This is a genomic window from Kitasatospora sp. NPDC028055 (genome assembly GCF_040637885.1).
Taxonomy (GTDB): Bacteria; Actinomycetota; Actinomycetes; order Streptomycetales; family Streptomycetaceae; genus Kitasatospora.
In genome coordinates this window covers 35,368-47,501 of sequence record NZ_JBEZXE010000008.1, presented here as the reverse complement: position 1 = coordinate 47,501, position 12,134 = coordinate 35,368, and the positions used below count along the sequence as shown (strand labels likewise).

Sequence of the window (12,134 nt, the reverse complement as noted above, 5' to 3'; positions counted from 1 at the left end):
CTCCGGGCAGGCCCTCCGGGCGTCCGGAGCCACCGGGGCGCGGGTCTCAGGCCCCGCTGTGGCGCAGCATGTCCTCGCGCTCGACGACCTTGACGCGCTCGCGGTCCTCGGCCTGCCCGAGCTCCCGCTCGTGGGCGTCGAGCTGCTTCCAGCCGTCCCAGGTGGTGTAGCGGACCCCGCGGGCGCGCAGGTGCTCCTCGATCGCCGCCGGGTCGGGCTCGGTGGCGCCGGGCAGCCGGCCGGTGGCGTGGTCCTCCAGCAGGCAGGCGACGGTCTCGTTGGCGTCGCCCTTGGTGTGGCCGATCAGGCCGACCGGGCCGCGCTTGATCCAGCCGGTGACGTAGACGGCGGTGACGTGCGAGCCGTCGCCGTCCAGCACGCGGCCGGCCTGGTGCGGGACGGTGCCGGAGACCGGGTCGAAGGGCAGCTTGGGCAGCTCGTCGGAGTAGTAGCCGACGGCGCGGTAGACCGACTGGACGTCCCAGTCGGTGTGCCGGCCGGTGCCGCGCACGTTGCCGGTGCCGTCGAGCTCGGTGCGCTCGGTCCGCAGGCCGACGACCTTGCCGTCCTCGCCGAGGACCTCGACCGGGGACTCGAAGAAGTGCAGGTAGACCCGGTGGGGGCGGTCGCCGACGTCGCGGATCGCCCAGTTCTCGACGGTGGCGGCGACCAGGTCGACGTGCTTGACGGCGCGGCGCTCGGCGATCGAGCCCTCGTCGTACTCGATGTCCTCGGGGTTGACGATGACCTCGATGGTGGGCGAGTGGTCCAGCTCGCGCAGCTCCATCGGGCTGAACTTGGCCTGGGCCGGGCCGCGGCGGCCGAAGACGTGGACCTCGACGGCGCGGTTGCCCTTGAGGCCCTCGTACACGTTCGGGGGGATCTCGGTGGGCAGCAGCTCGTCCGCGGTCTTGGCGAGGATCCGGGCGACGTCCAGGGCGACGTTGCCGACGCCGAGGACGGCGACCTTCTCGGCCTCCAGCGGCCAGGTGCGCGGCACGTCCGGGTGGCCGTCGTACCAGGAGACGAAGTCCGCGGCGCCGTAGGAGCCGTCCAGGTCGATGCCCGGCAGGTCGAGCGAGCGGTCGGCCATCGCCCCGGTGGAGAAGACCACGGCGTCGTAGTGGCGGTGCAGGTCGTCCAGGGTGAGGTCGGTCGGGTAGTCGACGTTGCCGAACAGGCGGACCTGGGGCTTGTCGAGGACCTGGTGCAGGGCGGTGACGATGCCCTTGATCCGCGGGTGGTCGGGGGCCACGCCGTAGCGGATCAGGCCGAACGGGGCCGGCATCCGCTCGAACAGGTCGATCGAGACGCCGGGCGCCTTCGCGGCGTCGGACTTGAGCAGGGCGTCGGCGGCGTAGATCCCGGCGGGGCCGGCTCCGACGATGGCGACTCGGATCGAGCGGGTCATGCGGGTGAAACCTCCGGGCGGACGGAGCGGGCGGCCCAGGCCTAATGGTCTGGACCCTTGCAGCCAACCCGCTGGTCGCGCGGAGGTGTAGGCGGTGTCGATCTATGACCTCATAGAGCCGAGCTATGGCCGGCCCGGGAACTTTCCGGGCCGGCCGGACGTCAGCTGCCGTCGGCCGGGGCGGCGGGCTCGGCCTCGCGCGCCTGCGGCGGGACGGCCGGTGCGGGGGCCGTCGGGGCTCCGCCGGTGAGCCCGTTCGCGGAGGCCTCGAAGAACCGCAGCATCTCCACCGGGAACGGCAGCACCAGCGTCGAGTTCTTCTCCGCCGCCACCTCGACCACCGTCTGCAGCATGCGCAGTTGGAGGGCCGCCGGCGTCTCGGACATCCTGGCCGCCGCCTCGGCGAGCTTGGCGGCGGCCTGGAACTCGCCGTCCGCGGTGATGATACGGGCCCGGCGCTCCCGGTCCGCCTCGGCCTGGCGGGCCATCGAGCGCTTCATCGAGTCGGGCAGGCTGACGTCCTTGATCTCCACCCGGTCGATGTGCACGCCCCAGCCCGAGGCCGGGCTCTCCAGCATGACCTCCAGGTCGTGGTGCAGGTGCTCCCGGCCGGACAGCAGGTCGTCCAGCTCGCTCTTGCCGATGATCGAGCGCAGCGAGGTCTGGGCGACCTGCAGCATGGCGAAGTTGTAGTTCTGCACGTCCACGGTGGCTCTGATCGGCTCGATCACGCGGAAGTACAGCACCGCGTCCACGCTCACCGACACGTTGTCCTTGGTGATGCCCTCCTGGGTGGGCACCGGCATGGTGATCACCTGGACGTTCACCTTGCGCATCTTGTCGAGCACCGGGACCAGCAGCGTCAGGCCCGGCTCGCGGACCGTCCCGCGCACCCGGCCGAGCCGGAACACCACACCGCGCTCGTACTGCTGGACGACCCGCACACCGGTCGTCAGCAAGAAGAGGACGACCACGGCGACGATCACGAGTGCTGCCACGCCAGTTCCACCTGCTCCCCGTCGCGGTGCGGCCGGGCCGGGTCCGGTGTGGCCCTGTCGCCGGGCGCTCGCCGCGCGCAGCACAGTATGCGCCCGACCGGGCGGCACGGTAAGGGCCGTGCAGGGATCTTGACGGTGAGTTGACGATCCGCGGAAGTATCTGCGGCGGCATCTGCGGTGGTCTCTGCGGTGGCCGCGGCACCTGCGGCGGCGCCCGGTCGGCCGGCGCGGGTGGCTCAGGCGCGGAAGGCGTCCGCGTGCTCGCCCGTTGTTCCCGTTGTTCCCCGTTGTGCGAAACGGACTTGAGCCAGCGTCAGGGGGACGGTCGCAGGCGGCGGGTGGGCGATCAAGGTCGGGCCCCCGACGCCCGCCGGCGGGGCACCCCGACACGCACGGGGCCCTGCCGTTCCTCGACTCGGGCTGGGCCGGACGCTTGGATGGATCCGGCCTGGTCACCGCCCGGACACCGGTCCGGGCACTCCCCTTGGCGAGCCGAGGAGCCACCACCGTGAACGACACCCCCGATCCCGACCCCACCGCAGTGGCCCGCCGGATCGCCGAGCGCCTCGGGCAACTCGGCCTCACCGAGGACGCCCTGGCCCAGCGGGCCGCGATGGCCCCGCAGTACCTGCGCCACCTGCTCGAAGCCGGCCCCACCTTCGACCCCGGCGGCTTCGTCCGGATCGCCGCCGTCCTCGGCACCAGCCGGGAGGAACTCGTGGCCGGCCGCGCGGACGCCCCGCCCGGCCACGAAGGGCCCGGCCCGCGGCCCCGCCTGCTCGACCTCACCGACGCCGAGTGCTGGGAGCTGGTCGGCACCCACGGGATCGGCCGGATCGCCCTGCCGGTGCGCCCGGGCCCGGCCGTCTACCCCGTCAACTACGTGGTCGACCAGGCCTCCTTCGCCTACCGCACCGGCGAACGCACCGCCACCGCCCCGGACCCGGGGGCACAGGTGTCCTTCCAGGTCGACCGCATCGACGAGTACCTGGGGCGCGGCTGGAGCGTGCTCGCCCTCGGCACGGCAGAGTACGTCGACGACCCGGCGGAGCTGCACCGCCTGGACGGCCTGCCGGGGGCGGCCCCCTGGGCCGGCGGCGACCGGCCCCGCTGGGTCCGGATCCGCCCGGCCGAGATCAGCGGCCGACGGCTCGTCACCGGTTGAGCGCCGCGCCCGCCCGGCTGTTCGGCAAGTTCCGTACCGGCGAGGCGAGTTGGCGGCCGGCCCGCGGTGGGAGGCCGTGGTGGGCGGCCGCTGAGCGCTGGGGCATACTCCTCGGATGGACGCGACCGCGAGGGACACCTGGACCAACACCACCCACGACTGGGCGGCCGCCGTGGACGCCGACCACCTCGCCGGGATCCGCGCGGGTGCGGCCGGCCTGGCGCCGGGCGGGGTGGCGCACCTCGTGCTGGAGGTGCTCGCCTACCCGGGCGACGAGGCGGCCGCGCGCGGCGGCGGCCGGTGCGTGGTCACCCTGCACGCCGACGGCGCGGTCTCCGTCCGCGACGACGGGCGGGGCACCGACACCCGGGTCGACGAGCACGGCGAGGTGGTCAAGAAGCCGGTCATGGCGACCAAGGACCTGCGCTTCTTCGACGACCCCGGGGCGGAGCTGCTCCCGGACGGGCACCCGCGCCGGGGCATGTCCGTGGTCGCGGCGCTCAGCACCCGGCTGCTGCACACCAACCGCCGGCTCAACGGCGCCTGGACGCAGCGCTACGAGCACGGCCTCCCGGTCACCGGCCTCGACCCGATCGAGCCCGACGGCACCACCGGCACCTGCGTGACCTTCCACCCGGACGCCGCGTTGCTCCCGCCGGACACCCTCGACGCGGAGCGGCTGGCCCGGTGGGCGGCGCACTGGCCGGCCCTGGTGGTCACGGTCGAGTACGGCCCGGCGGTGGCCGGCGGGCCGGAGTACGGCCCGGACGGCGGGGCTGCGGCTTCGCTTCGGGGCGGCGGGTGGGGTCCCGAGGCCGCCTTGTAGCGAGCCGTAGCTGCGGCTACGCTCACCGCCATGAAGCAGCTGAACGTCCGACTGGACGACGCCGTGCACGAGGCCCTGGAGCAGCGCGCGGAGGCCGCCGGGATGAGCCTGCCCGACTACGCGCGCAAGGTGCTGGCGGAGGAGGCGGACGAGCGGCGCGAGCGCTTCCTGACCGCCGCCGCCCACTTCGCGCAGGCCTGGGGGCCCGCGTTCGAGGAGGAGTTCGGGCCGTACCCGCGCAGCACCCGCGACGCCACGGCGGACGCCGCGTGATCCTGCGGATCGACCGGGTCTGGCTGCTCGACATCGCGCACCAGTTCCTGCCGAGCGACCCGGACGTCACCGACTACGGCACCCTGGCCGCGGCCGTGGCCCGGCACGCCGACGAGGTGATGGAGGTGCCGGTCTACGGCGCCGTGCACCAGCGGGCGGCCGCCCTGATGCACCAGCTGATCCGGGTCCCGGCCCTGGAGTCCGCCAACGAGCACTTCGCCGCCGTGGTCGCCGCCTCCTACCTGAGCGCCTCCGGCGTCATCGTGACGGCCGACTCCAAGCAGGCCGTCGAGCTGGCCGCCCGGATCCGCGCCGGGAACGCCGACGTCCGGGAGACCGCGGCCGCGATCCGCACCTGGTTCCACTGAGCCCGGGGGAGTGGGGCGGGCGCTGCCGCCGGATTTCGACGGCGAATGACCGATTTGGGATCACGGTTCGGTGACCTTCCGTCCGTTGGCGCCTCCATGGCCCGTTCCTGGTGTTCGAGGGGCGGTAGGTTTCGCCAGCCCACTTTCTTGATCACCACGGGGGATCCACCATTTCCGCTCAGTCTGCCGAGCTGCCCGACGCCGCTGCGCCCGTTGCGCCTGCTGCGCCCGCCGAGAGCGCCGTGCCCGCCGAGAGCGCGGGTTACGGCGAAGGGCAGCTCACCTGCACCGTCTGCGGCTCCGTCCCGGCCGTGGACGCCACGATCCGCGGGCACCAGGGCTTCATCGTCGTCCTGCGCTACCTCAAGCGCCGGGGCCCGTACTGCCGCGACTGCGGCATCGCCACGCACCGGGAGATGACCTCGGACAGCCTCTGGCAGGGCTGGTGGGGTATCCCGTCGATGATCATCAACCCGATCGTCATGCTGTTCAACATTCCGCAGCGCTCGAAGATCAACAAGCTCGCGGAGCCGCTGCCCGGTGCCCCCGGCACGCCGATGGACCCGGGCAAGCCGGTCTACCTGCGGCCCGCGATCGTCGGCGTGCTCATCCCCGCCGTCCTGATCGCGCTGCTCTTCGTGCTGTTGAAGGACGACCCCGAGTTCGCCAAGGCCGGCGACTGCGTCCACAACAGCAGCGTGCTCGCCATGTCCGGCCTGAACGACGACAACCCGGACCTCAAGGTGGTCCCCTGCTCCGACCCGCAGGCCGACGCCCGCGTCGTCGGTCGGGCGGACAACTCCACCGACGGTGAGACGGAGTGCCGGAAGTACCCCGACGCCGACAGCTACTTCACCTACAAGCGGGGCAGCGACAAGTACCTGCTGTGCCTCCAGAGCCTCAAGCCGAGGCCGAAGCTGACCTTCGCCCCGTAGCCCACGCCCTGGTTCACTCCGCACCGCCGCTCTCCCACCGGCCCCGGCCCGTGGGAGGCGAGGTGCGTGCCCTGGCGTCGCGGGCCTGGCCTGATCCACAAGACACGACCTAGCCGCAGGGGCGGTCGTAGGGGGTGCCGGGGAAGTACTGCTTCCACTGGTCCGGGGTGATGGTGGCGCCCGCGAGGTCGCAGAGGTGGCGGGCGAGGCGGTCGATGTCGGGGTCGAGGAGGGTGACCCGCCCCCGGTCGTCGCCTTCTGAGGCTTCGGCGATCACCAGGCTCCTCCCGTCGGGGCTGAACCCGAGGGCGGGGACGTAGTGCTTGGGACTCAGCACGGCGATCTCGGTCGGGGCGTGCGGGTCGCTGACCTGCCAGAGGTGGATCTGCCCGCCGTTCTCGAGGGTCGAGCGCTCGGCCAGGGCTCTGCTGATGAGCAGCCGGTTGTCCGGGCTGAACTGGAGATTGAACTGCTTCTGGGCGACGAGGGAGCCGGCCGGCTGCGGGTGGTGGATGTCGGTGACGTCCCACAGGTCGACGGTGCTGTCGTTCGACACCGCGAGGGTGCGCCCGTCGTGGCTGAGGGCGAAGTCGGTGACGGGACCTTCGGGGAGTGCCCCGTGGTCGGGGTGCTGGGGGTCGCCGAGGTCCCAGACGCTGATCCGGTGGCTGTCCCTCCGGTCCAGGGAGACCAGCTTCCGGTTGACGAGGTGGAGCCCGCCGGGAGGCTGGGGGGACGGGATGCTGGAGAGCTCCTTCGGGGCGCTCGCGTCGGAGGCGTCCCACACGTGGATCCGGCCGTCGCGGCCGTTGGCCACGACCAGTCCGTTCCGGGTGTCCAGGTCCGTCATGAAGTCGAGGTACTCACCGGTGTGGTCCAGGGGCTCGGAGAGCGCGTTGAGGGTGCCGCCCCGACGAGGGTGGTCCGGATCGGAGACGTCCCAGAGCCGGGGGATCTCGGTGTCGCTGTACGTGAGGAGGGTGTGGTCGTCGACGGCGCGGACCGTTCCCCCGTTCAGGCCCGTCAACGTCCCGGCCGGCCGGGCGTCGTAAGGGCCGTCGGTCCGCCACAGGCGGTACTCCCGGGCGCCGTCGGCCCTACGGCCGGCCGGTGGGTCGAAGGCCCAGGCGAGGGTGCGGCTGTCCCGGGTGAAGTTCCCGTAGGCGCCCGTGTCCGACAGCACGGTGGCCGGTGCCGGGTGCCAGCGCCGGAGTGTCGTGCCGGCGCTCAGCAGCGACGCACCACTGTCGTCGAGCGCGACCGCGTAGACGGCTTCCGAGGTGGGGTAGTCGACGACGCGGACCGGGGAGTGCGGGTCGCGGACGTCCACGGTCTCGGCGTGGCCGGTGAAGTACTCGTCCGAACGGGAGGCCCCGAACGCCAGGGTCCGGCCGTCCGGGGAGAAGGCCAGGGCGGCCACGGTCTGGATGGAGTCGATCGCCACCGGGGCCGAGGTGTCGTAGGAGGCCTGGTTGACGGGGGCGGGTTTGGCCGGGTCGGTGGTGTCCCACAGGCGAACGCCGCGGCCGTTCGCGCCGAGGGCCAGCAGCGGTGCCCGGGGGCTGAACGCCAGGCCGAGCCCGTGGCTGTCGGCGATGCTGCCGGTGAGTACGGGTTTGGACGGGTCGGCGACGTTCCACAGTTGGACCGTGGTCGAGTCCTCGGACTCGGCGTGCAGGAGGGCGAGCAGCCGCCCGTCCGAGCTGAACGCGCCGGACTGCTGGGTGGCGGTGGCGGTGGGCAGGTCGCCGGCCCGGAGGGGACGACGGGGGTCGGTGAGGTCCCAGAGTGAGGAGCCGGCCTTGCCGAGGACGGCCAGCCGGTGCCCGTCCGGGCTGAGGGCGAGCGCGCCGGAGGTGTCGGGCAGGAGCGCGAGGGCCTCCGGGCGGGTGGGGTCCGTCACGTTCCACAGGCGTACTGACGTGTCCGTGTCCTGGGCCGCGAGCAGTCGGCCGTCCGGGCTGAGCGCGAGGCCCGGACGGTCGCTGCCGGTCCGGATGGTCGAGAGGGCTTTCGTCTCCCGGGGGTCCGAGAGGTCCCAGAGCCGGACGCTCCGGTCGCTGCCGGCGCCGGCCAGCAGGTGCCGTTCGGCACTGTGGGCGAGGTTCCGGGCGGCGCCGGTGTGCTCCGCGACCGGGGTGTAGTACGGCGCCAGCGCCGAGTCCAACAGGCTGCCGCGCGCTTCCGGGGTGTCCGCGATGTGCCGTGCGGACAGGGCGAGTTGGAGCGCCATGGTCGGATCGGTGGTCCGGATCTTCCCGGCGGCCTGGGCACCCACCTTGGAGGCGAGGAGGTCCCGCTGCTCGTTGGCGACCCGGTTCTGCCAGGCCGCCGCGCCCACCCCGGCGACCGCCACCAGCAGCAGCACGGCCAGGACTCCGGCCAGGGCGCGCAGCCGGGTGGTGCGGCGGCGTTCGGCGCGGCGTTCGGCGGCCTGCCGGGCCTGGCCGGCGGCGACGAACTCGCGCGCCACCGGGGTGGTGCCGTGCCGCTGCGCCGACTCCTCGATCCACTGGACGGCGGCGGCCAGCCGGACGCCCCGGTACAGGGCCCCTTCGTCGCGCCCGTCCCGCTCCCAGGCGTCCGCCGCGTCGTGCAGCCGCTGGCGCAGCAGCAGACCGGCCCGGTCGTGCTCGATCCAGTCCCGTAGCTGCTGCCAGGCGCGCAGCACCGCCTCGTGGGCGAGTTCGGCGTGGCCGTCGTCGGCGACGACCAGCCGGGCGCCGACGAGCGCCTGGAGCGCGGCCTGGGCGGCCGGGTCCGTGTCGAGGCCGAGCTCGGCGAGCGGGACCCGGCGGCGGGTGTCCTCGGCGCCGTCGACCACGTGCACCATGCGCAGCAGGAGCTGCCGGGCGGCCCGCCGCCCGTCGGCGTCCAGCGCGTCGTGGGTGGCCTGCGCGGTCTGGGCGACCGCGCCCCAGATGCCGCCCGAGGCCTGGTAGCCCGCCATGGTCAGCACCCGGCCCGCGCGCTTCTGCCAGGTGGCCAGCAGAGCGTAGGAGAGCAGGGGCAGCGCGGCCCCGGGCCCGCGCGGGCGGTCGCCGCCGGTGCGCAGGTCGCGCAGCAGCAGGTCGACCAGGCCGGGCTCCAGGCTCAGTCCGGCGAGCAGCGCGGGCTTCTCGACGGCGTCGCGCAGTTCGCCGGTCCGCATCGGGCCGACCAGGACCTGGCCGTCCTGCAGTGCCTCCGCCAGCGCCGGGTGGGCCGCGCAGTGGCCGTAGAAGTCGGCGCGCAGCCCCAGCAGCACCACCGCCCGGGGGAGCGCTTCGGGCTCCGCGCCCCGGGCGCAGGCGGCGGCCAGGGCGGCGACGAAGACCTCCCGTTCCCGCTCGTCGGTGCAGGCGGTGAACAGCTCCTCGAACTGGTCCACCAGCAGGACGGGCCGGGTCCCGTCGGCGGGCAGCCGGGCGAGGACCGTTTTTGGCGCGGCCATCAGCTCGGCCCGGATCGTCTCGGGATCGGCGTGCCGGGGCCCGCCCGGTTCGGTCAGCCCGGCCAGGGCGTGGGCGAGCCGTGTCACCGGGTGCTCGCCCGGGGTCAGCACCAGGCGCGGCCAGCGCCAGGCCTGGAGCTCCCCGGGCAGCCCGAGGTCGAGCGCGGGCAGCAGCCCGGCCCGCAGCAGCGAGGACTTCCCGGCGCCGGACGGGCCGACCACCACGAGCGGTCCACCCCCGACGAGCCGCGCGGCCACGCGGGAGACCAGCTTCGCGGTCAGCTCCTCGCGGCCGAAGAAGTACGGGGCGTCCTCCGCGCCGTACGCGGCCAGGCCCCGGTACGGGCAGGCGCCGGGGAGGGGATCGGGCGAGCCGGGACCGGCCGGCGGTTCGTAGGCCGGATTGGGGGCCAGGACGAGTTCGCCGGCCCGCCCCTCGGCCTGGCGGCGCGGCGCCGGGAAGCCCCGGTCGCGGAGCGTGCGGGACAGCGCCCGGTGGACGTCGTCCAGGGTCAGCTGCGGCGGGCCGGTCGGGTCGCCCTCGCGCAGCAGGCGCAGCAGCTCGCCGCTGAACGCGGTGTACGCCGCGCCGGGCGGGGCGAGGGCGAGCTCCTCCGGGGCGGCCGAGGCCAGGACGAAGCCGCCGCCGGGGTGGGTGGCCTCGAAGGCGCGGCCCGCCCGGCCGACGGGCGCGGCCCGGCCGGAGAAGCAGCAGTCCAGGACCAGCACGACCGAGCGGGCCCGGGAGCCGGCCAGCGTCCGGCGCAGGGTGGCGTACCGCAGCCCCTTGTAGGCGAGGCCGCGGGTGAGGTGGTCGGTGACGCGGGTCGCCAGGTACAGCTCGTTGTCGTCGTCGACCAGGCCGTGGCCGACGTAGTACACGAGCAGCACGGAGTCCGCCGATTCCGCTGCGGCGGTGAGCGCCTCGCCGAGTACGACCGGGTCCTCCGGGTCGAGCACGGTCCGGACGTGCTCGGGGGCGAGGCCGCAGTGGTCGACCAGCGCCCGGGCGACGGCGCGCACGGTGGCGGCCGCGGCCGGGACGTCGGGAAGGACGGAGCCGGGGAGGTGGGTGCCGGTGCCGATGACCAGGGCCCGGGCGCCGGGGAGGCCCAGGGGCAGCCCGGTGCCGCTCACCGCTGGGTCACTCATCGGTGGGTCACTCGTCGCCTCGTCGTTCGACGGCGGGAGGCTTGTCGCCGTCCGGGGGCAGGGCGGCCGGCCCGGGGCGCTCGGCCAGCGACGCGCCCACCTCGCGGACGAGGGCGGCGACGCCGTCCGCGTCGAGGCCGTGCACCGCCGTCGCCCGCAGTTCGACCGAGCTGCCGTCCGCGCGGGTCACCTGGACCACCGTCTCGCCGGCCCGGCGCCGGATCCACGCGATCAGCGCGCTGGTCAGGCCGGACACCGCCCCACCGGCGCCGACGGCGACGGTGAGCACGTCGGCGAGGGTGCCCAGCGAGCCGGGCTGCGGCGGCGCGGCCTCCAGCTCGACCCGGCCGCGCAACTCCTCCTCCGCCCGCAGCCAGGCGAGCAGGGAGGTGGTGGCGCCTCGGTCGGCGTCGGTGACACGGAGTCGGAGCGGTTCGGCCACGGTCCCCCCAGGGGTCAACGGTGCACGCTGTGTTGACCTAGCGTCACAACACTGAGCGGTCCCGGTCAAACCCCGTGGTCGGGGGCCCGCCGCGCTTGTTCGTGGGACTCCATTGGCCCGAACGGGTGAGAGGCGGGTGAGAAGCGTGCGGGGGACGGGTGGAGTGTCGGGTGGCGGATCCCCGGACGGGACGCGAGGGTGACTGGCGGGGGACCTCACGAGGAAGAGGAAAGAGCGAGCATGCCCGAAGTCACCACCCCGTACGTGACCGGCACCCCGTGCTGGGTCGATCTGATGGCGAAGGACCAGCAGGCCGCGCTGGACTTCTACCGCGACCTCTTCGGCTGGCAGGGGCAGCCCGGCCCGGCCGAGTTCGGCGGCTACGCCGTCTGCGAGCTCAACGGCAAGGCGGCGGCCGGCATCGGCCCGGCGATGGCCCCCGAGGGCATGCCGGAGCCGCCCACCGTGTGGACCAGCTACCTGGCCACCACCGACGCCCAGGCCACCCAGGACGCCATCGTCGGGGCCGGCGGCACCCTGGTGGCCCCGGTGATGGACGTCGGCCCGCTGGGCCGGATGCTGATCGCCGCCGACCCGCAGGGCGCGGTGTTCGGCGTCTGGCAGCCGGGCGAGTTCCCCGGCGCCAAGGTGGTCAACGAGCCCGGCGCGCTGACCTGGAACGAGCTGCACACCAGCGACGTGCCCGGCGCCACCGCCTTCTACGGCGAGGCCTTCGGCATCGAGATCGAGCCGGCGGAGGGCAACGACCAGTACTGGGAGCAGAAGGTCGGCGGCCGCTCCGTCGGCGGGGTCTCGCTGCTCGCCAACGACCCGCCCGGCACCCCCGCGCACTGGCTGACCTACTTCGCGGTCGACGACGTGGACTCCTGCGCCGACGCCGTGGTCAAGCGCGCCGGCACCGTCCTCGTCCCGCCCTTCGACATGGTGGCCGGCCGGATGACGGTGGTCTCCGACCCGCAGGGCGCGATCTTCTCGATGATCAGGCTCGCCCCGAGGTAGCCACCCCGGTGTGTCCGCAGCCTGCCCCGCCCGCCCGGCATCCCGGGCGGGCGGGGCGCGTCACCGTCCGGGGGTGACCGGGACGGAAGACCAGCGCGGCGACCGGGGGCC

10 protein-coding genes are annotated in these 12,134 nt (G+C 74.2%); 6 read left to right on the top strand and 4 right to left on the bottom strand.

From position 1 onward, the window contains the following. Positions 1 to 46 precede the first annotated feature (46 nt). A complete protein-coding gene (locus AB0F71_RS12050; protein WP_360231420.1) occupies positions 47 to 1,411 on the bottom strand; it encodes an FAD-dependent oxidoreductase in 1,365 nt (454 codons plus the stop codon). Positions 1,412 to 1,572: 161 nt separating this feature from the next. Next, on the bottom strand, positions 1,573 to 2,409 hold the full coding sequence (locus tag AB0F71_RS12045; RefSeq protein WP_360231417.1) for a slipin family protein: 837 nt from the start codon (positions 2,407 to 2,409) through the stop codon (positions 1,573 to 1,575). Positions 2,410 to 2,917: 508 nt separating this feature from the next. Between AB0F71_RS12045 and AB0F71_RS12040 the strand changes: the two genes are divergently transcribed. From AB0F71_RS12040 to AB0F71_RS12020, 5 genes are all read left to right on the top strand, one after another. Continuing rightward, positions 2,918 to 3,574 (top strand): pyridoxamine 5'-phosphate oxidase family protein, encoded by a 657-nt coding sequence (locus tag AB0F71_RS12040; protein WP_360231414.1) that lies wholly within the window; start codon positions 2,918 to 2,920, stop codon positions 3,572 to 3,574. Positions 3,575 to 3,689: 115 nt separating this feature from the next. After that, entirely contained in the window at positions 3,690 to 4,400 is a 711-nt protein-coding gene (locus AB0F71_RS12035; RefSeq protein ID WP_360231411.1) for an ATP-binding protein, read from the top strand. A gap of 30 nt (positions 4,401 to 4,430) precedes the next feature. After that, positions 4,431 to 4,673, top strand: a complete 243-nt coding sequence (locus tag AB0F71_RS12030) for a hypothetical protein (RefSeq protein ID WP_350508867.1) — start codon at positions 4,431 to 4,433, stop codon at positions 4,671 to 4,673. Continuing rightward, positions 4,670 to 5,041, top strand: a complete 372-nt coding sequence (locus tag AB0F71_RS12025; RefSeq protein ID WP_360231408.1) for a fic family toxin-antitoxin system, toxin component — start codon at positions 4,670 to 4,672, stop codon at positions 5,039 to 5,041. Before AB0F71_RS12030 ends, AB0F71_RS12025 begins: the two co-directional genes overlap by 4 nt. A 242-nt stretch (positions 5,042 to 5,283) precedes the next feature. Next, complete coding sequence (locus AB0F71_RS12020) at positions 5,284 to 5,976, top strand: hypothetical protein (protein ID WP_360231405.1); 693 nt, start codon at positions 5,284 to 5,286, stop codon at positions 5,974 to 5,976. 109 nt (positions 5,977 to 6,085) lie between these two features. On the opposite strand, the gene AB0F71_RS12015 is transcribed toward AB0F71_RS12020, so the two are convergent. Further along, positions 6,086 to 10,561: a caspase family protein gene (locus AB0F71_RS12015; protein ID WP_360231402.1), complete on the bottom strand. Its 4,476-nt coding sequence runs from the start codon at positions 10,559 to 10,561 to the stop codon at positions 6,086 to 6,088. A gap of 7 nt (positions 10,562 to 10,568) precedes the next feature. Further along, on the bottom strand, positions 10,569 to 11,003 hold the full coding sequence (locus AB0F71_RS12010) for a hypothetical protein (protein WP_360231399.1): 435 nt from the start codon (positions 11,001 to 11,003) through the stop codon (positions 10,569 to 10,571). A 240-nt stretch (positions 11,004 to 11,243) separates the two neighbouring features. On the opposite strand from AB0F71_RS12010, the gene AB0F71_RS12005 reads away from it, so the two are divergent. Continuing rightward, a complete protein-coding gene (locus AB0F71_RS12005) occupies positions 11,244 to 12,023 on the top strand; it encodes a VOC family protein (RefSeq protein WP_360231396.1) in 780 nt (259 codons plus the stop codon). Positions 12,024 to 12,134: the final 111 nt, after the last annotated feature.

Bases quoted from the DNA above. Each gene is read 5' to 3' on its own strand.
- AB0F71_RS12050 (WP_360231420.1), bottom strand. From the start codon at position 1,411: ATGACCCGCTCGATCCGAGTCGCCATCGTCGGAGCCGGCCCCGCCGGG.
- AB0F71_RS12030 (WP_350508867.1), top strand. From the start codon at position 4,431: ATGAAGCAGCTGAACGTCCGACTGGACGACGCCGTGCACGAGGCCCTG.
- AB0F71_RS12035 (WP_360231411.1), top strand. From the start codon at position 3,690: ATGGACGCGACCGCGAGGGACACCTGGACCAACACCACCCACGACTGG.
- AB0F71_RS12005 (WP_360231396.1), top strand. From the start codon at position 11,244: ATGCCCGAAGTCACCACCCCGTACGTGACCGGCACCCCGTGCTGGGTC.
- AB0F71_RS12015 (WP_360231402.1), bottom strand. From the start codon at position 10,561: ATGAGTGACCCAGCGGTGAGCGGCACCGGGCTGCCCCTGGGCCTCCCC.